General features: G+C 73.9%; 21 protein-coding genes. 10 read left to right on the forward strand and 11 right to left on the reverse strand.

The window, feature by feature from the left end; translation table 11 throughout:
- Window positions 1-15 precede the first annotated feature (15 nt).
- The 3 genes from ACGF3A_RS38800 to ACGF3A_RS38810 all read right to left on the reverse strand — a co-directional run bounded on the left by ACGF3A_RS38800 (window position 16) and on the right by ACGF3A_RS38810 (window position 3,189).
- On the reverse strand, window positions 16-1,539 hold the full coding sequence (locus tag ACGF3A_RS38800) for a DUF4874 domain-containing protein (protein ID WP_393735252.1): 1,524 nt from the start codon (window positions 1,537-1,539) through the stop codon (window positions 16-18).
- Window positions 1,540-1,602: 63 nt separating this feature from the next.
- Complete coding sequence (locus ACGF3A_RS38805; protein WP_393735253.1) at window positions 1,603-2,037, reverse strand: DUF5709 domain-containing protein; 435 nt, start codon at window positions 2,035-2,037, stop codon at window positions 1,603-1,605.
- Window positions 2,038-2,049: 12 nt separating this feature from the next.
- Complete coding sequence (locus tag ACGF3A_RS38810) at window positions 2,050-3,189, reverse strand: hypothetical protein (RefSeq protein WP_393735254.1); 1,140 nt, start codon at window positions 3,187-3,189, stop codon at window positions 2,050-2,052.
- Window positions 3,190-3,338: 149 nt separating this feature from the next.
- Between ACGF3A_RS38810 and ACGF3A_RS38815 the strand changes: the two genes are divergently transcribed.
- Window positions 3,339-3,536, forward strand: a complete 198-nt coding sequence (locus ACGF3A_RS38815) for a hypothetical protein (RefSeq protein WP_393735255.1) — start codon at window positions 3,339-3,341, stop codon at window positions 3,534-3,536.
- A 39-nt stretch (window positions 3,537-3,575) separates the two neighbouring features.
- Here ACGF3A_RS38815 and ACGF3A_RS38820 read toward each other — a convergent pair whose 3' ends face one another.
- On the reverse strand, window positions 3,576-4,235 hold the full coding sequence (locus ACGF3A_RS38820; RefSeq protein ID WP_393735256.1) for an NAD(P)-dependent oxidoreductase: 660 nt from the start codon (window positions 4,233-4,235) through the stop codon (window positions 3,576-3,578).
- A gap of 111 nt (window positions 4,236-4,346) precedes the next feature.
- Between ACGF3A_RS38820 and ACGF3A_RS38825 the strand changes: the two genes are divergently transcribed.
- A complete protein-coding gene (locus tag ACGF3A_RS38825; RefSeq protein WP_393735257.1) occupies window positions 4,347-5,252 on the forward strand; it encodes a helix-turn-helix domain-containing protein in 906 nt (301 codons plus the stop codon).
- Between the two features lie 214 nt (window positions 5,253-5,466).
- Here the strand turns inward: ACGF3A_RS38825 and ACGF3A_RS38830 are convergent, their stop codons facing one another.
- Entirely contained in the window at window positions 5,467-7,950 is a 2,484-nt protein-coding gene (locus ACGF3A_RS38830) for a glycoside hydrolase family 3 C-terminal domain-containing protein (protein ID WP_393735258.1), read from the reverse strand.
- A gap of 24 nt (window positions 7,951-7,974) precedes the next feature.
- Window positions 7,975-8,679 carry an alpha/beta fold hydrolase gene (locus tag ACGF3A_RS38835; protein WP_393735259.1) on the reverse strand — a complete coding sequence of 235 codons (705 nt, stop codon included), beginning with the start codon at window positions 8,677-8,679 and terminating at the stop codon, window positions 7,975-7,977.
- Window positions 8,680-8,844: 165 nt separating this feature from the next.
- On the opposite strand from ACGF3A_RS38835, the gene ACGF3A_RS38840 reads away from it, so the two are divergent.
- The 3 genes from ACGF3A_RS38840 to ACGF3A_RS38850 all read left to right on the forward strand — a co-directional run bounded on the left by ACGF3A_RS38840 (window position 8,845) and on the right by ACGF3A_RS38850 (window position 11,550).
- Complete coding sequence (locus tag ACGF3A_RS38840) at window positions 8,845-9,948, forward strand: substrate-binding domain-containing protein (RefSeq protein WP_393735260.1); 1,104 nt, start codon at window positions 8,845-8,847, stop codon at window positions 9,946-9,948.
- A 56-nt stretch (window positions 9,949-10,004) separates the two neighbouring features.
- The gene (locus ACGF3A_RS38845) at window positions 10,005-10,337 is read left to right on the forward strand and encodes a hypothetical protein (RefSeq protein ID WP_393735261.1); all 333 of its coding nucleotides are present in this window, start codon (window positions 10,005-10,007) and stop codon (window positions 10,335-10,337) included.
- A 184-nt stretch (window positions 10,338-10,521) separates the two neighbouring features.
- On the forward strand, window positions 10,522-11,550 hold the full coding sequence (locus ACGF3A_RS38850) for a cation diffusion facilitator family transporter (protein ID WP_393735262.1): 1,029 nt from the start codon (window positions 10,522-10,524) through the stop codon (window positions 11,548-11,550).
- Window positions 11,551-11,574: 24 nt separating this feature from the next.
- Here the strand turns inward: ACGF3A_RS38850 and ACGF3A_RS38855 are convergent, their stop codons facing one another.
- Both ACGF3A_RS38855 and ACGF3A_RS38860 read right to left on the reverse strand, forming a co-directional pair.
- Window positions 11,575-11,754, reverse strand: coding sequence for a hypothetical protein (locus tag ACGF3A_RS38855; protein WP_393735263.1), 180 nt, complete (start codon window positions 11,752-11,754; stop codon window positions 11,575-11,577).
- A 137-nt stretch (window positions 11,755-11,891) separates the two neighbouring features.
- Complete coding sequence (locus tag ACGF3A_RS38860; protein ID WP_393735264.1) at window positions 11,892-13,154, reverse strand: MFS transporter; 1,263 nt, start codon at window positions 13,152-13,154, stop codon at window positions 11,892-11,894.
- Window positions 13,155-13,256: 102 nt separating this feature from the next.
- On the opposite strand from ACGF3A_RS38860, the gene ACGF3A_RS38865 reads away from it, so the two are divergent.
- Window positions 13,257-13,853, forward strand: a complete 597-nt coding sequence (locus tag ACGF3A_RS38865) for a TetR family transcriptional regulator (RefSeq protein ID WP_393735265.1) — start codon at window positions 13,257-13,259, stop codon at window positions 13,851-13,853.
- Window positions 13,854-14,170: 317 nt separating this feature from the next.
- Here ACGF3A_RS38865 and ACGF3A_RS38870 read toward each other — a convergent pair whose 3' ends face one another.
- On the reverse strand, window positions 14,171-15,082 hold the full coding sequence (locus tag ACGF3A_RS38870) for a YceI family protein (RefSeq protein WP_393735266.1): 912 nt from the start codon (window positions 15,080-15,082) through the stop codon (window positions 14,171-14,173).
- A 268-nt stretch (window positions 15,083-15,350) separates the two neighbouring features.
- On the opposite strand from ACGF3A_RS38870, the gene ACGF3A_RS38875 reads away from it, so the two are divergent.
- Genes ACGF3A_RS38875 through ACGF3A_RS38885 form a run of 3 tightly spaced genes read left to right on the forward strand, consistent with a single transcriptional unit; the run spans window position 15,351 to window position 20,190 of the window.
- Window positions 15,351-17,300, forward strand: coding sequence for an AMP-dependent synthetase/ligase (locus ACGF3A_RS38875; RefSeq protein ID WP_393735267.1), 1,950 nt, complete (start codon window positions 15,351-15,353; stop codon window positions 17,298-17,300).
- Window positions 17,290-19,044 carry a GMC oxidoreductase gene (locus tag ACGF3A_RS38880; RefSeq protein WP_393735268.1) on the forward strand — a complete coding sequence of 585 codons (1,755 nt, stop codon included), beginning with the start codon at window positions 17,290-17,292 and terminating at the stop codon, window positions 19,042-19,044. The genes ACGF3A_RS38875 and ACGF3A_RS38880 overlap by 11 nt, the downstream gene beginning before the upstream one ends.
- 45 nt (window positions 19,045-19,089) lie before the next feature.
- Window positions 19,090-20,190: an isoaspartyl peptidase/L-asparaginase family protein gene (locus tag ACGF3A_RS38885; RefSeq protein WP_393735269.1), complete on the forward strand. Its 1,101-nt coding sequence runs from the start codon at window positions 19,090-19,092 to the stop codon at window positions 20,188-20,190.
- Window positions 20,191-20,621: 431 nt separating this feature from the next.
- On the opposite strand, the gene ACGF3A_RS38890 is transcribed toward ACGF3A_RS38885, so the two are convergent.
- Entirely contained in the window at window positions 20,622-22,121 is a 1,500-nt protein-coding gene (locus tag ACGF3A_RS38890) for a 3-hydroxyacyl-CoA dehydrogenase NAD-binding domain-containing protein (protein ID WP_393735270.1), read from the reverse strand.
- A 103-nt stretch (window positions 22,122-22,224) separates the two neighbouring features.
- On the opposite strand from ACGF3A_RS38890, the gene ACGF3A_RS38895 reads away from it, so the two are divergent.
- Entirely contained in the window at window positions 22,225-23,478 is a 1,254-nt protein-coding gene (locus ACGF3A_RS38895) for an acetyl-CoA C-acetyltransferase (protein ID WP_393735271.1), read from the forward strand.
- A gap of 32 nt (window positions 23,479-23,510) precedes the next feature.
- On the opposite strand, the gene ACGF3A_RS38900 is transcribed toward ACGF3A_RS38895, so the two are convergent.
- Window positions 23,511-24,461 (reverse strand): helix-turn-helix domain-containing protein, encoded by a 951-nt coding sequence (locus ACGF3A_RS38900; RefSeq protein WP_393735272.1) that lies wholly within the window; start codon window positions 24,459-24,461, stop codon window positions 23,511-23,513.
- Window positions 24,462-24,463: the final 2 nt, after the last annotated feature.

A 24,463-nucleotide genomic window follows, 5' to 3' on the forward strand; every position in this document is an offset into this window, starting at 1 on the left:
GTCAGCGGGCCCCGCTCACCACCGCACCGGGGCCAGCACGTTGACCCCGTGCTCCCACCGCACCGTCGCGTTCGCGCAGCGGACCGCCAGCGACGGGCGGCCGGAGTGGGGGGCGGGGAGCGCGAGGCCGAGGCGTCCGCTCCGTACTCCCCGGGGGATCCGCAGCACACCCCGTACGGTCCTGACGGGTGCCGTGCCCCCGCCCTCCTCCGCGCGCCCGGAAGGGGACCAGTCGCGCCAGTCGGCGCCGGTGTCGGCCGTGGAGAGGACCTCGCCACTCCTGTCCAGGAGCACGAAACGCACCGGCCGCGGGTGCTTGGGCGGGGCGAAGCCGCGGTTGACGACATCGGCCTCGACCAGCAGGCGGCCGTCCCCGTCGGGGCGTGCCGCGTGCCGGACCTCGCGCAGTTCGGGCCGGTAGCCGAGGTGGTCGCGGAGGTACGCGAAGGGCGTGCGCGGCACGGACGTACCGCCGCGTCCCTCGAAGTAGCCGTCGGAGACGGGCAGTCCGGCATCGCGGACCTGCCGTTCGCTCAGCGCGCCCGCCTTCCACGCGGGGAGGGTGACCGTCGCGTTGTGGACGAGGGAGAGCGTGTCCCAGCGCAGCGTCTGGAGCCTGCGGGCGCAGGCGACGGGGTCGATGACGGTGTCCCAGGCGTACGGGTCCTCGCTCTGGCCCTTGTCCCAGGGCATCTCGCCGTCCATGGGGAGCGTGGCGGAGACGTCGAGGTAGTCGCGCCAGTACGGGTTGCCGGGGACGTAGTAGTCCCACTTGCCGCCGCCCAGGGTGACGTAGTCGTTGTGGAAGCCGATCGCGGCGCGGACCCGGTCGTCGGTGACGCGCTCGCGCAGCTCGCCGTAGCGGAGCTGGGTGCGGACGCCGTCGGGGAGCGCGTCGGTGAGGGCGCGGGCGACGGCTGTGACGGCGGCGGGGTCGTCGTTCAGGTCGTGGGACCACTCGCCCCAGTTGCCGAGGAAGCCCGCCTGCCACACGCTGACGACGTCGCTGTTGCGGGCGACGAGCGGGGCGAGCCGGTCGAGGTGGCGTTCGATGTCGCGCACGCCGTAGCCGAGCGCGGGCCGCACCCCGTCGTCGTACGCGAAGCGCAGCACGGCCGTGCAGTTCCTCGCGCGCAGCCCCTCGAAGACGTGCCGCATGTGGTCGAGCGCGGTGTCGGGAAGGGCGCCCGTGGCGTAGTCGTAGAGGTAGAAGTAGAGCTGCGTGACGTGGGCGCCCGCGCCGTACTTGCGGCGCAGGATGTCCAGCGTCCGGTCCGCGTCGGCGGGGTGGTCGGCCTCGATGGGCCAGGGGCTGGTGAGGTCCTTGGCGTTGTACGACATCTCGTACCGGAACCCGCGGTGCGGATTGGCGAGCCCGTCCTCGCCTCCGGGGTCGGCGGCGCGGATGCCGCGCTGGGGGACGCGGACGAGCCGTTCGCGCGCGAGGGCGGCGGCGGGGCCGGGAACGAGCACGGCCCCGGCGGCGGCACCCGTACCGGTGAGCAGGACTCCACGACGTGTCAACGATGTGTCAGGCACACGGCAACGATAGGGATGTGCGCTCCTGTTGGGGAGAGTGCGGAACTGTCGTTCTCCCGCCGGTCACATCTCGTCCTCGTCCTCGATCACATGCACCGCCGCCTCCTCCGCGCTCGCCGCTCCCCCGTCGATCCCCTCGTCGTGGGCGAAGAGTTCGGGGTCGCGGACGCGGCCGCTGCCCTCGTCCTCGGCGGTGAGGCGGCCGGTGCGGGGGCCGGGTCCGCCGGACCACTCGTCGGGGACGGTCTCCGCCTCGTCCCCGAACGGGGGCGGGGACGGCGGCTCGGGCTCCTCCTCCGCGAGGAGCTGGTCGAGGCTCTCGCCGCGGCGGGCCTCCTCGGCGGTGTTGCCGTAGTACTCGGCGGGGGACCACCGGTCGGCGGGGAGGATGCCGGTGTCCAGCGGGTCGGCGTCCAGCCGGTCCGTCTCCAGGGAGTCGGCCGGCTCCAGGACGCCGTCGTCCTCCGCGGGCTCGATGTCAGCCGTCTCGTCGCTCATCAGGGGGACCCCCTAAGGCGCCCAGGTGTAGCGGACGGTGGCGGCGATACGGCCCTCGTCCGCCAGCGTGCCGTCGGGCACGAAGACGACCTCGGCCTCCGTCGAGAGCGCGGACTCCACGATCTCGTCGACGATGTCCTCGCGGACCTCGCCCGTCTCGTCGCTCACCGCCCCGTCCTCGGCGGGGACGAGGTGCTCGTCCGTGACCCGTACGGTCGCGCGGAACGGCTCCTCGACGACGAGCAGCGCGACCCGTCCCTCGCGCGCCGCGCCCCACACCTCGTCGAGCCCGGCGATGTACTCCTTGCGGCCGCGCGCCGCGCCCAGCCGTTCGACGGCGTCACGGGCGCGCTCGCTCCGCACCTCCACGCGCGCGGGCGCGATCGCCTCGGCGAGCACGGGCGCGCTCGCGTCCGTCAGCCCGCCCTTGGGGACGGAGGCGAGGGCGGAACGGGCGACGCGCGTACCGACGTCCTGGAGGGCGCTGAGCCCCTGCGGCAGCGCGACGAGCGCGAGCGGGCGCGGCTCGGTCTCCACCACCTTGGCCAGCGAGGCGTCGACCGCGCGCAGGAACTGGAGGGTGGCCTCGTCGCGGTACCGCTTGACGGAGTTCCCGCCCCGGTTCCCCCGCGAGCGCGCGGGGTCCTCGTCCACGATCGGCTCCTGCTCCAGCGGGAAGCCCTCGCGGCGCGACTCGGTGAGCTGGTCGCCGGAGCCGCTCCACAGCCGCGCGCGGTCCTCGGCGAAGACCAGCACCCAGTACGGCCGGGCCTGCGCCTTGGCCGCGACGAGGTTGCGGGTCAGGAAGGAGTCGCTGAGGACCACGCGCTCGGCGGCTGTGCGCGGCAGGTACCAGACCTGGTGCTCGTCCGCCGTGGCGAAGAGCACCAGCGTGTGCAGCGTGTACGCGAACTCGACCTCGGCCTCGGCCGCTTCGAGCTGCGCCACGACCGCCTCCCGGGTGCGGTCCGAGACGTCCGGGTCGGTGTGCAGCCTGCGGGCCGCCTCCGCGATGAGGTTGCGCACCCGCACCGGGTCCTGCTCGTTGGCGGGCCGGGTGCGATGGGTGGGCACGACGAGCGAGACCGCGGGATACGGACGCCGTTCGCGCAGCTCCGCCAGTACGTCGTCGGTCAGGTCCGTGATGCGCATCCGTACCTCATTCCGTCGGAGACCCTTCAAGCCCGTCAGGGGCGAGGGGTGTCCCCAGGATCCCGCCGGTCGGGGGTCCGCGCACCTCGGCGCGGATGCCGCCCGGGGCGTACGGCCGTAGCCTGGCTGGACGGATGAAAGGAGGGGGCATGAGCGAGAGCGCTGCTCAGAACCCGGACGACGAACCCACGCCGGACGCCGTGCTGCACGCGGCACCCGAGGGGGACCCCACGCCCGAGGACGTCGTCCTCGCCTCCGGCAGGGACCTCACGCCCGCGAACCTGGAGTGGGCCGAACGCAAGCTCGCCGAGCTGGGCCGGGCGGCCCTGGACCGCCAGCTCCCCTGATCCTGCGGGCGTGCGGTCGAGGGCCCGTACCCCGACGGCTCAGTACGCGACGGTGAACCGCTCGCCCACGTGCCGGGGCTCCTCGATCTCGTCGACGAGCGCGGCGGCGTAGTCCTCCGTGGAGATCCGGCTCTCGCCCGCGCCGTCCGTCAACAGCTCGTCCCCGCCCGTGCGGTAGACGCCCGTGCGCACGCCCGGCGCGATGCTCGCGGCGGGGCTGAAGCTGGTCCAGCGCACATCGGAGACCGTACGGAGGAAGTCCAGCGCGTCGCCGTGCGCGTGCATGATCTGGAGCAGCCCCTCCGGCAGCCCCTCCGCGTCCCACACCTGCTTGCCGTCGGGCGTGCGCAGGGAGCCCGCGCCGCCGACCGCGATCAGCCGGGGCGCAGCCCCACCGAGGGCGCGCACCCCGGTGACCAGGGACCGGACCGAGGGCTCGACCGTGGCCACGTGGCCGGGCCCGTCGCCGCCGCCGACCGCGCTGACCACGACGTCGACGCCCCGGGCCACCTCGGTCACGGTCCCGGGGTCGAGCACGTCGCCGGTCACCACCGTGACGCGCGCGTCGGCCTCCGCCAGCTTCTTCGGGTCGCGGACCGCGGCGGTGACCTCGTGCCCGCGCTCCAGCGCCTCGCGCACGACGCGGCCGCCGATGGTGCCGTTGGCTCCGAATACCGCGATCTTCGCCTTGGTGGTCATGGGGTGCTCCTCGGTGCTCTGCTGCGATGAAGGTTTCCGCCAGGTCCTGGCGTGATGTCTACGACGCTACGCACCGGAGCTGGGCACGGCGAGGTAAGCTCGTGACTGGCTATGGTGAATAACGGACACGCGACCGCTGAAGTGATCCCCGACCTCCCCTACGCCCCGCCGCCCGGGGTGTCCGCCGGGGTGGAGGTGATGACGCTCGCCGAGCTGCGCACCCGCTCCCGCGCCAAGGGCCAGGTCATGTCCGACCCCCAGCGCCCCGGCTTCCACCAGCTCTTCGCGCTGGACGAGGGCACGCTGCGGCAGACCGTGGACTTCGCCGAGTACGAGCTGACGCCGGGCTCCTGGCTCTGGGTGCGGCCCGGACAGGTCCAGCAGCACGGCAACCTCGCGGCGGGCGAGGGCACGCTCGTCCTCTTCCAGTCCGGCTTCCTCGACCCCGCGACGGCCTCGGCGGCCCGCCTGGACGAGGCGTTCGGCCCAGCCCGGTGGCGACCGGGAGGGACCGCGACACGGCTGGCGCTGGAGCATCTCCACCGGGAGTTCGTGGCGTTCACCTCGACGGAGGCCCCTGCCGCCGAGGCGCATCGCGCGGTGCTGCGCCATCTGCTGGCCGCGCTGCTGCTCCGGATCACCGGCCTCACGCCGGGCCCGGAGGACGGCGGGCCCCCGGACACCCGGCCGGGCGAGACCTTCGTACGGTTCCGGGCGGCGGTCGAGCGGGACTTCGCCCGTACGCGCCAGGTCGCCGACTACGCCCGCGCGCTGGGGTACTCGCCCCGCACGCTCTCGCGCGCGACCCGCGCGGCGGCGGGCGTGGGCGCGAAGGAGTTCGTCGACCGGCGCGTCCTGCTGGAGGCCCAGCGGCTCCTCGCCCACAGCGACGAGCCCGCCGCCACCGTCGCCTCGCGGCTGGGCTTTGCCGACGCGACGAACTTCTCCAAGTTCTTCCACCACCGAGCGGGGCAGACGCCGGGTACGTTTCGCGCCGAGGTCCGGGGAGAAGGCTGAGCTCTCCGGGCGCTGCTACCGGGTTGCCCCTTGCCGCGCGTCGCAGACTGCGGATGCGCGGTGGCTTGTCGCGCAGTTCCCCGCGCCCCTGAATCAGCCCCTTCGGGACGTGCCCCGTCAGGGGCGCGGGGAACTGCGCGAGCGAGCACGACGCACCCGCGGACCGCGACGCTCGGCAAGGGGCAGCCCGAACCCGGCCGCGCCCGAGGAACGGTCACCCGGAAATCGGCAGCTCACCCGACAACCGCAGGTCACTCACGCTGCGCCCCGCGGAGAGCAGATGCGGACCCTGCTCGGTCCGCCAGCACTCGCCGGTGCCGTCCCATCGCTGGACGGCGCGCAGCGGCACGGTGAGCCGGACCTCGACGGCCTCCCCCACCTCCGCCTCCGCGACGGCGAACGCGGCCAGGGTCCGCTCGGCCCCCTCGGGCCCGAGGTAGAGCTGGACGACCTCACGCCCGGCACGGCGCCCGGTGTTGCGGACCCTGACGAGGACCTCGGCGACAGCGTCGTACGGCCCCGTGCCCGGCACGGAGACGGGCCGTACGTCGAGCGCCTCGTACGCCCACTCCGTGTACCCGAGGCCGTGCCCGAACCAGTAGGCGGGCGCGGAACCGGCGCGCGCCCAGGCGCGGTAGCCGATGTACGGCCCCTCCGCGTACGGGAGTTGCCCGTCACCGTCCGGGACGACCTGCCGCACCGGCACGTCGGACTCGACGGCGGGCCACGTCGTCGGCAACCGCCCGCCCGGCTCCGCGGAACCCAGCAGCACGTCGGCGAGCGCGCTGCCGCCCGCCTGTCCCGGGAACCAGGACAACAGCACCGCGGCCACCCGTTCGCGCCACGGCATCAGCACGGGCGCGCCCGCGTTGACGACGACCACGGTGTCGGGGTTCGCGGCGGCGACGCGCGCGACCAGTTCGTCCTGGCGGCCCGGGAGGGCGAGCGTGTCGCGGTCGACGCCCTCGCTCTCCGACTCGTCGGTGGTGCCAACGACGACGAGGGCGACATCGGCGTCGGCGGCGTCCCGTACGGCGCGTTCGATCAGCTCGTCGTCGGGGACGACGGGCGCGCCGTGGCCGAGTTCGAAGGAGATCAGGCCGAAGAGGGGGCCCGCCTCCTTGCCGTTGACGCTGTGCACGAGGCGGACCGGGACGTCGTGGCCCGCGTGCGCGTCGAGCGTGAAGACGCGCTGCGGCGGGTTGAGGAACGCGGCGGCGGGGTCCTCGCTCTCGGGGTTCAGCTCGCCGTCGAAGAGCAGCCGGTCACCGGCCTCCAGCCGGAAGTGGCCGACGCCGCGCACCGCGAGCCGGTGCGCTCCGTCCTCGTCCGGGGTGAACTCGCCGGTCAGCTCCACGCGCCCGAGGTCGCCGAAGGCGACGCCGCCGGGCAGCGCGCCCATCCAGCGCACGGAGCCGTCGGCCTGCGCGGCGCGGGCGAGTTCGGCGTCGTCGAGCCCGAAGAGGGTGGCGGTGAGCGTGAAGCCGTCGGCGGCGGGGGCGAGCCGGGAGCGGGGATCGGGCCCGGGCTCGTACGTGACGGTGACGTCCTCGGGAACGGCGCCGCGCAGCCCCTCCAGCACCGTGCTCACGTGCGGCGGGAAGACCTGCGCGCTGCCTCCGCCGCCGAACCTCGGGTGTGCGGCGGGAAGTCCGGCGACGGCGATGCGCCGGAGGGGACGCGGGCCGTCGGCACGGAGCGGCAGCGTGTCCCGCTCGTTGCGCAGCAGCACGAAGGAGCGCGCGGCCAGCTCGCGCGCCACCCCCTCGCCGTCGAGCGGCGCGGGAAGGTCCTCGGGCGCCACGGCGGGCGGGGCGCCCTCCAGCACCCCGGCGCGCGCCCCGAGCAGCAGCACACGGCGCGCGAGCGCGTCCACGGTCTCCTCGGGCACGCGGCCCTCGCGGACGGCGTGGACGAGATGTTCGCCGTAGACGGTGTGCGGGCCCGGCATCGCGAGGTCGAGGCCGCCGAGCGCGCAGCGGACGGTGTCGCGGGCGCCCGTCCAGTCGGAGACGAGGACGCCGTCGAAGCCCCATTCGCCGCGCAGCACCCCGTTGTTGAGCGCGTCGTGCTCGCTCATGGTGGTGCCGTCGACGCCGTTGTAGGCCGCCATCAGGCCCCAGGGGCGCGCGGTGCGCACCATCCGCTCGAAGGGCGCGAGATAGAGCTCGCGCAGGGTACGGGAGTCGGCGCGCACGTCGACGGTGTAGCGGTCGGTCTCCGAGTCGTTGGCGACGTAGTGCTTGGGCGTGGTGCCGACGCCGCCCTCCTGCACGCCGGAGACCAGCGCGGCCCCGAGGACGCCGGTGAGGACCGGGTCCTCCGCGAACGCCTCGAAGTGCCGCCCGCCGTACGGCGTCCGGTGCAGGTTGACGGTGGGCGCGAGCACGACGTGGGCACCCTTGCGGCGCGCCTCCTGCGCGAGCAGCAGCCCGGCGAGCCGGGCCGCCTCCGGGTCCCAGGTGGCGCCGAGCGCCGTGGGTGACGGGAGCGCCACGCTGGGGTCCTCGGGGGTCCAGTCCTCACCCCGTACGCCCGCGGGCCCGTCGGACAGCACGAGTCTGCCGAACCCGGCGGACGGCACGGGGCCGACCGACCACATGTCGGAACCGCCGAGGAGGGCCACCTTGGCGGGCAGGTCCAGCCGGGCGAGGGCCGCGTCCACGGCCTCGGCTCGCTTGTCGCTCGTTTCGCTCATGTCCTTCACCATGCCGCGCGCCTCTCAGATCCACCCGTCGAGAGCCGTGAGAAAGCCCTTGAGGTCGTCGCGGTGCATGACGTGTCCGGTGCCAGGGACCGTACGGACCTCGAAGCCGCGTCCGGCGAGGAGGGCGGCGCGCTCGGGGCCGACGAGGTCGCTGGGGTCGGCGAGGAGCGTGAGGGAGGGGACGACGGCGCGCCCGGGCAGCAGGTCGGTGTCCTCCAGGCCGTCCCGGAAGCGGACGGTCGCGGTGTCCCAGAGGGCCAGGGTGGCCAGCTCGACGTCGAGGTCCTCGTCGTCCCAGCGGGGCCGCGCGGCGGCGACCTCGGCGCGGGTCGTCTCGCGCTTGACCTTCTCCACGTCGACCCCGTCGAAGAGGCCGGGGCCCGCGGCGAGGAAGGCGGGGTCCTCGTAGACGGCGCGGGCGGGGCGGAGGCGCTCGACGGCGCGGGAGAGGACGAGCCCGCCGAGGGAGTGCCCGAGGGCGAGGTCCAGGCCGGCTCCGGCGGGGAGGGTGTCCACGAGGTCGTCGGCGAAGGCGTCCAGCGGGTAGTCGCCGGGTGCCGGGCTGCGGCCGTGGCCGCGCAGGTCGACGGCGAGCACGCGGTAGCCCCGCTCGGCGAGCGCGGGGCCCACCTTCACGAAGGTCCGGTGGTCGGCCATGATCCCGTGGACGAGGAGGGCGAGCCGGTCGCCCCCGCCCCATTCGTGGGTGTGCAGCTTCACGGTGGGTCCCGCCTTACGTGCGTGGGAGACGGCGCGCCGTCACGCGCCCGGTGACACGTGTCACTGACACGTGTAACGTCCTGTTTAGCACCGCCCCGCCCCATCCGCCAGACCCCATCCGCCAGACCCGGCCGCCTCTCCAGGGCTCGGAAGGACTCCGCCGCGATGGCCGACACCCCGCACCCTCCGCACCCCCCTCGCCCGCCCGGCTCGCCCCCGCCGACCAGCGCGGACGTGGCCCGCCAGGCGGGCGTCTCGCGCGCCACGGTCTCGTACGTGCTCAACGGGGCCGAGGGCAGCGCCCGTATCAGCGAGGCCACCCGCGCCCGCGTGCGCGCCGCCGCCGACGAGCTGGGGTACGTGCCGCACGCCGCGGCCCGCGCCCTGCGCGCGGGCGCCAGCCGCATGGTGCTGATGTCGGCCCCGCACGTCCCCGCGGGCCCGCTCTACGCGCGATTCGCGCACGAGGCCCAGAGCGCCCTGAGCCGCCTCGGCTACACGGTCGCGCACCTCGCCGCCGGAGTCGGTGGAGCCACCGGGGACGTCGGGGACGCCGGAGCCGCCGGGGACGGGCCCGGCGCCCCGGCCGACGTCCGCGCCTGGGCCGAGCTGCGGCCCACGGCCGCCGTCGCGCTGCCGCCCACGGTCCTCACCCCCGCGGACGTGGCCGTCCTCAAGCAGGCGGGCACCCGGGCCGTCATCACCGTCGGCCCGCCGCGCGTCGCGGGCGCCCACTCGCTCACCATGGACCAGCGCGAGGTCGGCGCCGCGGCCGTGGCGCACCTCGTGGAGCGCGGACGGCGGCGCGTCGGCGTCGTCGTCCCGGCGGAGCCCGGGCTCGACACGTTCTCCGGGCCCCGGCTGGCGGGGGCGCACGCGGCGGCCGTCGAGGGGTCGGGGGGCGGCACGGACGTACGGCTGAGGCCGTTGCCGCTCGCCTTCACCGAGGAGTCGGCGGCGGCGCTCGCGGCGCGCTGGCCCGCGCTGGGCCTCGACGGGGTGTTCGCGTACAACGACGAGTACGCGATGCTCCTGATGCGCGCCCTCCAGGACGCCGGGGTGCGGGTCCCGGAGGACGTGGCGGTCATCGGCGCCGACGACCTCATGCTCGCCCGTCTGACCCGCCCCCGCCTCAGCAGCGTCCGCCTCGACCGCGCCTCGGGCGCCGAGTTCGCCGCCTACGTGGACGAATTGGTCCGCTCCCCCGCCTCCCGCCCGCGCCGCCGCCGCGCGATGACGGTCACCGTGACGGCACGCGAGTCGACCTGATCCCCTCCGCTCCCCCTACCCTGGGGCGAGCATCGGGGGATTCGGGGGAACACACCATGCCGTACAAGCGCGGTCCTGGCGCACGTCAGGACCTGACCAATGGCCGCAACTGGGCCATCCTGCTCGCCATCGTCGCCCTCGGCGTCGGCCTCGCGTTCGCCTTCGGCGGGTCGACGGACATGCCGCCCGGGTGCCGGATGGTCGGCAAGGTCCGCCAGTGCGACCCGGCGCCGAGCCCTTCGCCCTCCACCTCGGACCCGCTCGCGGAGTACGACGACGGGATCGGCGACGGCATCGGGGACGGCACCGACGGCGACGGGCTCGACGACGAGCTCGACGACGAGCTCGACGACGGCGGGCTCGACGACAATCCCTACAGCGACCTCTGACACTGGGCCGACACTGGGCACCGTTATCGTCTTCGCCCGCTCCCGAGAGATACATCGCCGCAGGTCAGAGCGTTCTTATCGGTACTGACAACGGTCACCGGTACAGCCTTTGCCACCCTCACGTCCCGTGCGCTTCACTGCACTCAGCCGGCCCCGTTCGGGGGTCCGCGTGAGGGGAGGAACGGTGGGCAAGGGACCGCACGGTCACGGCCACGGGGACGGACACGGTCACGGCGACGGGCACGCGGGGCACTCGCACGGGGTGTCGGCGGACACGGACCGGCGCTGGCTGACGAGCGCGCTGGTGCTCATCACGGTGTTCATCGCCGTGGAGTCGGTCCTCGCCTTCGTCGCCGGATCGCTGGCGCTGCTGTCCGACGCGGCGCACATGCTGACGGACGCGGTGTCCATCGTGCTCGCGCTGGTCGCGATGCGGCTGTCGGCGCGGCCCGCGCGCGGCGGTTTCACCTTCGGCCTCAAGCGCGCCGAGATCCTCTCCGCGCAGGCCAACGGGCTGACGCTGATCCTCGCCGGGGCCTGGCTGGCGTACGAGGCGGTCGAGCGGCTCATCCATCCCCCCGAGGTCACGGGGTGGCTCGTCCTGGTCACGGCCCTCGCGGGCATCGTCGTGAACCTCGCGGCGACCTGGTGCCTGTCCCGCGCCAACCGCTCCTCGCTCAACGTCGAGGGCGCCTACCAGCACATCCTGAACGACCTGTTCGCGTTCATCGGCACGGCCATCGCCGGTCTCATCGTCCTCACCACCGGCTTCGCGCGGGCCGACGCCATCGCCACGCTGGTGGTCGTCGCGCTGATGTTCAAGGCCGGTTACGGGCTGCTGCGCGACTCGGGCCGGATCTTCCTGGAGGCGGCGCCCGTCGGCCTCGACCCCGACGCGATCGGCGACCGGCTCGCGGCCACGCCCCGCGTGACCGAGGTCCACGACCTGCACGTCTGGACGATCACCTCCGGCGAACCCGCCCTCTCCGCGCACGTCCTGGTCGAGCCGGGCGGCGACTGCCACGGCCTGCGCCGCGCCCTGGACGCGACGCTGGCCGAGGAGTACGGGATCACGCACACGACCCTCCAGATCGACCACGCGAGCCCGGCCCCCGCGCTGGAGGCGCCCCTAGCGCTCACGACGGCCGGACAGGTCCCGCACTGCGCGACCGCCCACGGCCCGGTCCACCACGAGGGCCCGCACGAGCACTGAGCGGAGCATCCGCCCCTGCTGTCGTCAGAGGCGCCGGTGGTGGGTCTGCTGATGGATGGCCTTGGCCTTCTCCTCCGCGGCGAGCCCGCGCTCCCGCTCCTCCGGCGTCATGGTCCCGCCGGACCGTCCGACGCCACGGCGCCGGGCGGCGTAGGCGACGGCGCCCACGAGGGCGACCCCCAGGACGATGACGAGAACGAGCATGTTGCCCCCTTTCCCGTGGGCCCCGGGGCCCACGGTCTGCACTCTGCCCGAATAGGTGTTCCTGGCACCTTCCCCCGCCGTCACGCCTTCAGTCCCCCGGTCGAGGCGGCAGCGGCTCCGTGAGCCGCCGCCTCGCCTCACCCCCGGCGCACTCGGAGGCGTACGCCCGGGAGGCCGCCGAGGAGGAGCCAGCAGGCCGCCACGGCGCAGACCCCGGTCCAGCCCCAGTGGGCGAAGGCGACGCCGCTGAGCGCGGAGGCGAGGGCCGCGCCCGCGAACGCGGCGACGACGTAACCGGTGTTGGCGGCGGCGGGGGTGTCCGTGGCCGCCAGCGCCCGCGCCTGGTTGGCGACCTGACCGGCGACGAGCCCGGCGTGGACGAGGACCGCCGCCGCGCACAGTGCCCACATCCGCTGGCCGCCGAGCCAGAAGAGCGGCAGCCAGAGGACGGCGAGGGCGTACGTGCCGCGCACCACCTTGCGCGAGCCGAACCGGTCGACGAGCCCGCCGGAGAGCGGCGCGACCAGGCTGGCCGAGAGCCCGAGGAGGCCGAACAGCCCGGCCGTACCGGTGGAGAGGTGGTACGGCTCGCCGGTCAGCAGCAGGACGAGCGAGGTCCACAGCGCGCTCCAGGCGCCGAAGAGCCCGCCCTGGCGCAGGCAGGCGCGGCGCAGTTCGGCGGAGGAGGCGAGCGCGCGGGCCGTACGGGCCATGCCGTGCAGGGGGTTCGCGGTGATGGCCGGGTTGCCGGGGCCGGGACGGTTGCCGGACGGCAGGAGCGCGGCGGTGCCGACGCCGACCACGACGGTGAGGAGCCCGGCGGCGAGGAAGACGACCCGCCAGCCGTACGCCTGGGCCGCGGCCCCGCCCAGCACGCGGGCGGCGACGATCCCGGCGAAGAGCCCGGCCATCAGCACGCCGAGGTGCATGCCGCGCCGCCCGGCCGGGGCCCGCTCGGCGACGAGGGGCACGAGGAGCTGGGGGACGACGGACGCGGCGCTGGCGGCGAAGACCCCGGCGCCCAGCAGCCCGATGCCGGGGGCGAAGGAGGAGGCGGCCATGGCGGCGCCGACGCCGAGCGCGAGGAGCGCGACGGCCTTGCGGCGGTGCGCGGTGTCGCCGAGCGGCGCGAAGAGGAGCAGCCCGGCCGCGTAGCCGAGCTGGCCGACGGCGGCGATCCAGCCGACGCCCGAGGCGGTGGCGCCGAAGCTGTGCGCGATGAGCCCGAGGAGGGGCGCGGCCAGGTAGATATTCGCGACCGTCACGGCGGTGCACAGCGCGATGACGGCGAGCAGGGCGGGGGACGTGGACGTACGACCGCCGGGGCCGGCGGCCGGAGGAGCGGCCTGAGCGGCGCCGGTGCCGGGGGCACGACGACGGGTGCTGGCGGAGGGTGACATGCGGTCCTTCGGTTCGGAAAGGGTTCCAACCAACCTGTTGGTTGGAACCCTGGCAGGGCCGCGTCAGCCCTGTCAACCAAATAGTTGGTTACACTGACCGGCATGGCAGCACCATCGACCGGGACGCGCGACCCCGAGGCGACCAAGGCCCGGATCTTCCGCGCCGCCACCCAGGAGTTCGCAGCGCACGGCGTCGCGGGCGCCCGCGTCGACCGCATCGCCCGCGAGGCCCAGGCCAACAAGCAGCTGATCTACGCGTACTTCGGGAACAAGGCCGAGCTGTTCTCGCAGGTCCTGGAGCGGAACCTGGTCGACCTGATCGCCGAGATCCCGATCGACGCCGAGGACCCCGACGCCTGGGCCGACCGCCTCCTCGACTACCACGCGTCCCACCCCGAGGTGACGCGGCTGATGCTCTGGGAGGCGCTGGAGTTCGGCGGGGCCGAGGCGCTCCCCGACGCGAACGCGCGCTCGGCGCACTACGCGCGCAAGGTCGCCGCCTTCGAGGAGGCGCAGCGCCAGGGCCTCATCGACACCGCGATCCCGCCCGGGGACCTGGTCTTCCTGATGATCACGCTGCTCATCTCCCCCACCGCCATGCCGCAGATCCGCCATCTGCTCGCGGGCGACACGGAGGAGGACACGGCGCGGCTGCGCGACTCGATCCGCACCGCCGTCCGCCGCGTCACCGGCACCTGACCGGGCCGGACCGCGCCGGGCCGGACCGGACCGCGCCGCCACCCCGTACGACGGGCGCGCTCCGTACGGGACTTTCCCGGCGAACCGGGGTCAATCGGCGCTGACTCACCAGACAGGGCCGTTCGGCCCCTGCGGTGGGCCGCCCCCTGAGGGCACTCTGAAGCATCACCTCCCGGGGCCAGCCTCGGACCCCGGGACTGTGGGGGGGGATGAGGGCAGGGTCCGTTGCTGAGCGGCCTCGGACCGGCCCCCGGTACGCCCGGGCGTAACCCGTCGCACGCCCGGGCGTATCCCACGCCCCCACCCCGCACGAGGGGTCACTCCGGAGGAGTCGGCATCCCCTCGTGGCGGTACATCGCCTGGATGTCCATCTCCAGCTGCACGGTGCGGCCGATGACCACGATGCCGCGCTGGATCATGTTCCCGTAGTTGAGCGTGAAGTCCTCGCGGTGCAGCTCGGCCGTCGAGTACGCCGCGCACCGCAGCTCTTCCCCGTAGCCGCCGTTGACCGAGCCGTGGTAGCTCGTGTCGAGGTTGACGGTGCGGCTCACGCCGTGCAGCGTCAGCGTGCCCTGCACGGTCCACTTCGAGCCGCCCTTGTGGGTCAGCTTGCTGCTGGCGAAGTGGAGGTACGGGTAGCGCTCGACGTCGAGGAAGTCGGCGGACTTCAGATGGTCGTCACGCGTCTTGTTGCCGGTGTCGATGCTCGACGCGTCGATGGTGATCTCCAGATAGGAGTCCTCCATCCGCTCGGCGACACGGATCCCCCCGTCGAAGCGGGTGAAGCGGCCGTGCACATTGGACATCCCGAAGTGCCGGGCCACGAAGCGGATCGCCGAGTGCGGCGGGTCGAAGACCCAGACGCCGGGCTGCGGGAGGTCGGGCTCCTGGCCCGTCTCCATCCGCAGCCGCTCCAGCGGCGCCGGGGCCCCGGCCGGGACCTCGATGACGCGGTGCAGCGGGTGGAGCCCCTCGACCGTGCCCCGCAGCGCGTACCGGCCCTGCGGCAGCGCCGCGGTGACCCGCCCGAACGGATCGGTGGTGGCCTTGAGGACGTGCCGCCGGGTGTCGGTCTCCGTCAGCGTCACCTCGACCCCCGGCAGCGGCTGCCCCAGCGGGTCGGAGATCTCCGCACTGAGGAGCCCCGCCCCCTGGGGAAGTCCGTCCACCGGCCAGCCGCCGCCGGAATTCTTCGGCCTTCTCCTGCTGAGGAGCGTCCCGAGGCCCATAAATCCTTGCCCTACTTCCTGCTCTGTGCTCACGTTCTGCCGCGTCTCGCGCGGTACCTGGCCAAAAGTGACCGAATCCGATCGTACGTAGGGAGTCGCAAAAGTCGTAACCCGGGCCCTCTCCGCACACACAGAACCGTCACGGGTTTCCTCGTCCCGGACGGTTGATTTCTCCTTACGCGTGAGTAAGTTGACTCCCGCGTCAGCACGTTCAGCCCGACGAGCACTTCCCCTCCCCTGCGCCGCGAGCCGCGAACAGGAGCCGAAGATGGGTGTCCGGAAGGATCTGAGGACGGCCAAACGGCGCGGTGACCTCGCCGCCCGGGTCCGTTATGAAGTGATCAACGAGGGCGGGGCCGTGCGCGAGGTCCGCGCCGACCCGCTCGTCCCGCCCGCGCGGACCGGCAGCATCGCCGACATCCCGTTCACCAACGCGGCCGAGGCACCCGGCGCCACCGTGCTGCGCCGCAAGGAGGGCGGGGCCTGGCATCCCGTCACCGCCACCACCTTCGCACGCGAGGTCGCCGAGGCCGCCAAGGGCCTCGTCGCCGCGGGCCTCACGCCGGGCGGACGGGTCGCCCTCATGTGCCGCACTCGGTACGAATGGTGCGTACTGGACTTCGCGATCTGGGCGGCGGGCGGCCAGACCGTGCCCGTCTACGCGACCTCGTCCGCCGGGCAGCTCGCCTGGATCCTGGAGGACTCGGGCGCCGCCTTCCTCCTCGTCGAGGACGCCGGGCTCGCGGCGACGGCCGAGGACGCCTTCGCCGCGCTGCCAGAGCACCACGAGCCCCGGCCCCGGCCCCGGCTCTGGGAGATCGACGCGCCGCCCGGCGGCACCTGCGCGCTCTCCCAGCTCGCCGCGCTCGGCGCCGACGTACCGGACGAGGAGCTGGCCAAGCGGCGCGCGGCACTCGGCCCCGACACCGTCGCGACGGTCTGCTACACCTCCGGGACCACGGGCAAGCCCAAGGGCTGCGTGCTCACCCACGGCAATCTGCACGCCGAGGCGGCCAACACCGTCGAGCTGCTGCACCCCGTCTTCCAGGCGGTCACCGGGCAGACCGCCTCCACGCTGCTCTTCCTCCCCCTCGCGCACATCCTGGGCCGCACCATCCAGATCGCCTGCCTCTCCGCCAGGATCGAGTTCGGCCACTGCCCGAGCATCAAGCCCGACGAGCTGCGCCCCGAACTCCGCTCGTACCGGCCGACGTTCGTCGTCGGCGTCCCCTATCTCTTCGAGAAGATCCACGACACCGGGCGCGAGACCGCGGAGAAGATCGGCCGCGGCGCCTCCTTCGAGCGCGCCGACCGTACGGCCGTACGCTTCGGCGAGGCGTACCTCCAGAAGTTCCTGGAGACCGGCAAGGGCCCGGGCCCCGGTCTCTACGCCGCCTGGGCGCTCTACGACCTGCTCGTCTACCGGCGCGTCCGCAAGGAGCTGGGCGGCAGGCTCCGCTACGCGATCAGCGGCGGCTCCCCGCTCGACCGCCGCCTCAACCTCTTCTTCTACGCCGCGGGCATCATCGTCTACGAGGGGTACGGGCTCACCGAGACCACCGCCGCCGCCACCCTCATCCCGCCCCTCACCCCGCGCCCCGGCACCGTCGGCCGCCCCGTGCCCGGCACGGCCGTACGGATCGCGGAGGACGGCGAGGTGCTGATCAAGGGCGGCGTCGTCTTCGGCGCGTACTGGAACAGCGAGGAGGCCACCCGCGAGGTCCTCGACGACGGCTGGTTCGCCACCGGCGACCTCGGGCAGCTCGACCCGGACGGCTTCCTGACCATCGTCGGCCGCAAGAAGGACATCCTCATCACCAGCGGCGGCAAGAACGTCTCCCCCGCGCCCCTGGAAGACCTGCTGCGCAGCCGTCCACCGGTCGCCCAGTGCATGGTCGTCGGCGAGGGGCGGCGCCATGTGGCGGCGCTCGTCACCCTCGACCCCGACGCCGTCGCCCACTGGCTGGCCGTCCGCGGCCGCCCCCGCGACACCCCCTTCGCCGAGCTGCGCGACGACCCGGACCTGCTCGCGGCCGTCCAGCGCGCCGTGGACTACGCGAACTCCTCGGTCTCGGCCGCCGAGTCGATACGCCGCTTCCGCGTCGTCGACGGCGAGTTCACCGAGGAGAACGGGCTCCTCACCCCCTCCCTCAAGATCAAACGCAAGGCGGTGGCCGAGGCGTACGCCGACGAGATCGAGGCGCTCTATGACGCATGACCGGGAGGAACGCGCGTACGACTACGACGTGATCGTGGTCGGTTCGGGCTTCGGCGGCGCGGTCTCGGCGCTCCGGCTGACGGAGAAGGGCTACCGCGTGGGCGTCCTGGAGGCCGGTCGCCGCTTCCGCCGCGAGGAGCTGCCGACCTCGTCATGGGCCCTGCGCGACTATCTGTGGGCCCCGGCGCTGGGGCTCTACGGCATCCAGCGCGTCCACCTCATGGCGAACGTGATGATCCTGGCGGGCGCGGGGGTCGGGGGCGGTTCGCTGAACTACGCGAACACGCTGTACGTGCCGCCCCGCGCGTTCTTCACCGACCGCCAGTGGGGCCACATCACCGACTGGCAGTCCGAACTCGCCCCGTTCTACGACCAGGCCCGCCGCATGCTCGGCGTCCGCCTCAACCCCACCACGACGCCCTCCGACGTCCATCTCAGGGCCGCCGCCGACGAGATGGGCTACGGGGACTCCTTCCACCTCGCGCCCGTCGGTGTCTTCTTCGGCGACGGGCGCGACGCCGACGGCCGGACGAAGGCGAAACCGGGCGAGACGGCCCGCGACCCCTACTTCGGCGGCGCGGGCCCGGCGCGGACGGCCTGTGTCGAGTGCGGCGAGTGCATGACCGGCTGCCGCAGGGGCGCGAAGAACACCCTCAACGAGAACTACCTCTACCTGGCCGAGCAGGCCGGAGCCGAGGTCCACCCGATGACGACCGTCCTCGGCGTACGCGAGGAGGGCGACGGCTTCGCCGTCACCACGCGCCCCACCGACCGGCGCCGGGCCCGCCCCCGCGTCCTCCTCGCGCGGCGCGTGGTCCTCGCCGCCGGTACGTACGGGACGCAGACCCTGCTGCACCGGATGCGCGACACCGGCGCGCTGCCGCGGCTCTCCGCGCGGCTGGGCGAGCTGACCCGCACCAACTCCGAGGCCCTCGTCGGCGCGCTCACCTTCCCGAGCCGCTACCGCGGACTCCACGGCCGCGACGCCGAGCTCGACTTCACCAGGGGCGTCGCCATCACGTCATCGGTGCACCCGAACGCCGACACCCACATCGAGCCCGTCCGCTACGGCAAGGGCTCGAACCTCATGGCGCTGATCTGCGTCCCGCAGTACGCGGCGGGCGGCAGGCTGCCGACCTGGCTGGCGGCGCTCGGCCAGTATCTGCGGCACCCGCTGCTCGTGCTGCGCACCGCCACCACGTACCGCTGGTCGGAGCGGACGATCATCGGGCTCGTCATGCAGAGCCTCGACAACTCCCTGACCACGTACCGCAGACGGCGCCGCCCCGGAAAAGGCCTGCTCAGCGCCCGCCAGGGACACGGCGCTCCCAACCCGGCGCACATCCCCGAGGGCGCCGAGGCCGTACGGCACATCGCCGCGCGCATCGGCGGCTTCCCCGGCACCAACCTCGGCGAACTCGCCGGGAAGCCACTGACCGCGCACTTCCTGGGCGGCTGCCCCATCGGCTCCGACGCCGCGAGCGGCGTGATCGACCCGTACCACCGCCTGCACGGCCACCCGGGCATCAGCGTGGTCGACGGCTCGGCCGTCTCCGCCAACCTCGGCGTCAACCCCTCACTCACCATCACGGCACAGGCCGAACGCGCCATGTCCCTCTGGCCCAACAACGGCGAACCGGACCCGCGCCCCGCCCCGGACGCCCCGTACGTACGCCTGGACCCCGTGCCTCCCCGCGAACCCACCGTCCCCGAGGGGGCTTTCGGGGCGCTGCGGCTCCAGTAGGGTGCCCCGCGTTTGACCGGTCCGAGGTCGACGTGAGGAGAGCTCATGCGCATACGTCCGAGAGCGTGGCTGTTCCCCCTGCTGGCGGCGGCGACAACGCTCACCGTGGTGCTGGTCGCCGTCCCGGAGGACGGCGGCTCGCGCGGCTCCCGTACGGTCGCGGCGCCCGCGCCCGCGCCGGCACCCGCGGGCAAGGCCGAGCCCGACGCCCGCGATGTCGTCCTGGCCGTTCACGGCGGTGCCGGAACGGCGCTCGTACGGGACGAGACCAGCCCGGAGAAGGAGAAGGCCTACCGCGACGGGCTCAAGAAGGCCCTGCGCGCCGGGAAGAAGGCCCTCGACCGGGGCGCCACCAGCGTCGAGGCCGTCGAGGCGGCGGTGAACGTCCTGGAGGACGACCCCCTCTTCAACGCGGGCAAGGGCGCCGTCTTCACGGCCGACGCGGGCCACGAGCTGGACGCCTCGATCATGCGCGGCTCCGACCTCAAGGCGGGGGCCGTGGCGGGTGTGAAGCACGTGCGCAACCCCATCACCGCGGCGCGGCTGGTCATGGAGAAGTCCAAGCACGTGATGCTCGCGGGCCAGGGCGCGGACGACTTCGCCGTGGACCAGGGCCTCAAGCCCGTCACCCAGGACCACTACTGGACCCAGCGGCGCTGGGACCAGCTCATGGACGCCAAGGGGAAGAAGCCCTCGTCGGACAGGGACGAGGCCAAGGGCACGGTCGGCGCCGTCGCGATCGACGCCAAGGCCGACATGGCGGCGGCCACCTCCACGGGTGGCATGACCAACAAGATGGCGGGCCGCGTGGGCGACTCCCCCGTCATCGGCGCCGGTACGTACGCCAAGAACGGCACGGTCGCCGCGAGCGCCACCGGCGACGGCGAGATCTTCATCCGGGGCGCGGCGACCGCGACGATCTCCAACCTGATGGAGTTCGGCGGCAAGGACGTCGCGCAGGCGTCGTACGAGGTCCTGGTGAAGCGGCTGCCGAAGCTCGGCGGTTCCGGCGGAGTGATCGCCCTCGACGCGAAGGGCGTCTTCGACGCCCCGCACAGCAGCGAGGGCATGCTCCACGGCTACCTCACGAAGGACGGCAAGCTCGTCACCAAGATCTTCAAGGAGGAGTCCCCTCCCAACCAGTGAGACGGCACGTTGGGGCCTGAACAGGGGCTGCCCCTCCCCGTACATCGCAGACCGCGCGTATGTGCGTGGCTGAGCGCGCCGTTCCCCGCGCCCCTCCGGGGCGCTTCAGGGGCGCGAGGAACTGCGCGCCAAGCCACCACGCACCCGCAGACCGCCGCGAGACGGACAGGGACAGCCCCTACCCGTGCCTCGCGGACCGCGGGCGCGTCGTGGCCGATCGCACCGTTCCCCGCGCCCCTGCGGGGCGCACCCTCGACACCCCGAAGCGCCCCGAAGGGGCCGCTTCAGGGGCGCGAGGAACTGCGCGCCAAGCCAGCACGCACCCGCAGACCGCCGCGAGACGGACAGGGGCAGCCCCTACCCGTGCCTCGCGGACCGCGGGCGCGTCGTGGACGGTCGCGCAGTTCCCCGCGTCCCTGAGTGGGGCGGCTCTACCCCGGGAGTGGGGGCATCGGGGTCGTCAGGGGGAGGCCCAGGCTCGCTCGTTCGCGTACCCACCGTGTGGGCCGGTAGCGGGGGTCTCCCGTCGTGGCGGTCAGTGCCTCGCCCAGGTCCCTCATCCGGTCCGCGCCCACCGTGTCGCCCCACGCCAAGGGGCCCTTGGGATAGCCCAGGCCCAGGGTGACCGCCAGGTCGATGTCGTCGGGGGTCGCGATTCCGCGTTCGGCGATCGACGCGGCGACCGAGACGATCGAGGCGAGGAGCCGCTGGGCAACAGACCCGGCGGTGTCCCGTACGGCCGTCACGGCGTGGCCCTCGGCGAGGACCGCCGCCGCGTCCCGTACCGCATCAGGCGCCGTCGCCGGGGTCACCGCGAGGACGCGGCGCGGCGTGCCGAGGGAGAGCGGGTCGACGCCGAGCGTGCGGGCGGCGGGCAGGCCGTGCGCGGCGACCGCCTCCGCGACGGTCGTCCCCCACGTGGGGACCAGCACCAGGCCGCCCTCGCCCTCCGGGCGACCCAGCGCCGCCCGCAGGGCATCGGCCTCCGGGCCCTCCCCCGCGACGGTGACGGGACGCGCGGGGTCGCCCCCGCCGAGGTCGGGCTCGGGGGCGTCGCGGGGGCCCGGCCCGGTCCCGTCGTACGCGTAGAAGCCGCGGCCCGTCTTACGGCCGTGCAGCCCCGCCGTCACGCGGTTCGCGGTGAGGTACGAGGGGCGGAGCCGGTCGGAGAAGCGGAAGCCGCTCCAGACCGTCTCCATGACGGAGGCGGTCACGTCGAGGCCGGTGAGATCCATCAGCTCGAAGGGGCCCATGCGCAGGCCGAGCACGTCCCGGGCGATCCGGTCGAGCGCCGCGGGCCCGGCGACCGACTCCTCCAGCAGCGCGAACGCCTCGGTGACCAGGCCGCGCCCGGCGTGGTTGACGAGGAACCCCGGCGTGTCGGCGACGGTGACGGCACGGTGGCCGCAGCTCTCCACGAACGCGGTCAGCAGGGGCGGCACGTCGGCCCGCGTCTCCGCACCCGGCACGACCTCGACGATCCTCATCAGCGGTACGGGGTTGAAGAAGTGCAGCCCCGCCAGCCGCCCCGGTTCGGCGAGCTGGGCGGCGATACGGGTGACGGGGAGGGAGGAGGTGTTGGTCGCGAAGACCGTCCCGGCGGGCAGCACCCGCTCCAGCTCGGTGAAGACCCCGGCCTTGATCTCCAGCTCCTCCAGCACGGCCTCGATCACCAGCTCGGGGGCCGCGTCCGGAGCCGGAGGCGCGTAGGGCGAGTCGAGGGGGATCAGCCGGTCCAGCGCGGCCTTGCACTCGTCCGCGCCCATCCGGCCCTTCTCGACGGCCCGCTCGCACATGCGCCGGACGAAGTCCACCGCCTCGGTGACCGACTCGGTCCGGGCGTCGGCGAGTTCGGCCGTATGGCCCGCGGTGACGGCCCATTGGGCGATGCCGCGTCCCATCGTGCCCGCTCCGACGATCCTGATGCGCATCGTGCGTCCGTCCTCTCGGCTCGTTCCAGGCCCTCGTCCTGGTCCTCGTTCCGGGTCACGGAACAGTGGACCTTGTGCGCCCGGAAATGGAAAGGTCGGCCCCATGACAACGGAGTCGCAGCGCACGGCCCAGGACAGGGCGCAGTCCATCGTGATCAGTCACCCCCTCCGCACCCCGATCGGGAAGTTCGGCGGCGGTCTGGCGGGGCAGCGCCCGGCCGGGCTGGCGGCGCGCGTGATCGCCGAGGTGGTGTCCCGCAGCGGTGTCGCGCCGGAGGACGTGGACGAGGTGATCCTCGGCCACGCCTACCCCAGCATGGAGGCCCCCGCGATCGGCCGGGTCGCGGCACTGGACGCGGGGCTGCCGCAGTCGGTGACGGGCACGCAGATCGACCGCCGCTGCGGCTCGGGCCTCCAGGCCGTGCTGGACGCGGCGATGCAGATACGGGCGGGCTTCAGCGAGGTCGTGATCGCGGGCGGCGTCGACGTGATGAGCGCCGCGCCGTACTACACGCACGAGGGCCGCTGGGGCATCAAGGGCCCGGGTCTCCAGCTCCACGACGCGCTGGCGCGCGGCCGGGTCACGGCGGGCGGCGAGAACCATCCGGTGCCCGGCGGCATGATCGAGACGGCCGAGAACCTGCGCCGCGAGTTCGCGATCTCGCGTGAGGACCAGGACGTGCTGGCCCTGCGCTCGCAGCGCCGCGCGGCGCACGCCATGGAGAAGGGGCTCTTCGAGGAGGAGACCGTGCCCGTGACCGTACGGACGCGGAAGGGCGAGACGGTCGTGGCGGCCGACGAGCACCCGCGCCCGGAGACCACCGCGGAGCAGCTCGCGGGGCTGCGCCCGGTCATGGGCAGGGACGATCCGGAGGCGACGGTCACGGCGGGCAACGCCAGCGGGCAGAACGACGCGGCGGCGGCCTGCCTGGTCACCTCGGAGGCCACGGCGGAGCGGCTGGGGATCACGCCGATGGTGCGGCTGGTGTCGTTCGCGCGGGCCGGGGTGCCCGCGCGCACCATGGGGCTGGGGCCGGTCCGGTCCACGCGGGACGCGCTGGAGCGCGCCGGGCTGACGCTGGCCGACATGGATCTGATCGAGCTGAACGAGGCGTTCGCCGCGCAGGTCCTCGCCTGCACCCGCTCCCTGGGCCTGACGGAGAGCGACCACGAGCGGCGGATCAACGTCAACGGCTCGGGCATCTCGCTCGGTCACCCGGTCGGCGCCACGGGCGCGCGGATCCTGGCGACGCTCGCGCACGAGATGCGCCGCGGCCACGCGCGCTACGGCCTGGAGACCATGTGCATCGGCGGCGGCCAGGGCCTCGCCGCGGTCTTCGAACGCGTCGACGCCTGACCCCGTCCCGCCCGACCCGTCCGCCTGCCTGCCTACTCCATCTCCTCCGCGATCCGGTGGAGCATCTCCCGGCTCGCGGCGGGCGGTTCGGAGCGGGTGACCAGGCAGTCGACCACGTGCCGGTACGTCTCGATGTCGGCGGCGTCCTCCAAATAGCTCGCACCGGTGAGCCGTTCGAGATACACCACGTCCGGCAGCTCGGAGACCGGCATCCGCAGCAGTGTCACCGGTCCCCCGGCGGCCGCGTGCCCTCCCGCGCTGAACGGCATCACCTGCACGGTCACCTGGGGCAGGTCGCTCACCGCGATCAGGTGCCGCAGCTGGGCGCGCATCGTGGCGGTCCCGCCGACGGGGCGGCGCAGGGCCGCCTCGTCTATGACGGCCCACACGTGCGGGGACCGGGGTCCGTAGAGGATCTGCTGGCGGCGCATCCGCAGCGCGACGCGGCGCTGGACGCAGGTCTCCGACGCGTCGGCATGGACGAGTTCGATCACCGCGCGGGCGTACTCCCGGGTCTGGAGCAGTCCGGGCACGAACTGCACCTCGAAGGTACGGATGACGCTCGCCGCCTGCTCCAGGCCGATGTAGGTGTGCAGCCAGGACGGCACGGCCCCGGCGTACGCCTGCCACCAGCCGGGGGTGTTGGCCTGGTCGGCGAGGGCCTGGAGGACGGCGCGCTCGTCCTTGTCCGTGACGCCGTAGATCTTCAGCAGGTCGGCGACGTCACGCTCCGCGAAACCGGTACGCCCGTGCTCCAGTTCGGCGATGCGCGCCGAGGGCACGCGGATGGCCTCGCCCGCTTCGGCCCGGGTGATGTACTGGGCCTCGCGCAGCAGCCGCAGCCGGGTGCCGAGGACGCGCCGGGGCACCGCGGGGGAGGTGCCGCCCTCCCACGTCCGCTCGGTGCTCCGGGTGCTCCCGGCCCACTCCTGAAGCCCGCCTCCGGCGCCGCCTTCGCCGCCAGTGACGTCCGTGATGCGCATCC

Origin of the sequence: Streptomyces sp. NPDC048172, from assembly GCF_043202595.1 — a bacterium.
Lineage (GTDB): Bacteria > Actinomycetota > Actinomycetes > Streptomycetales > Streptomycetaceae > Streptomyces.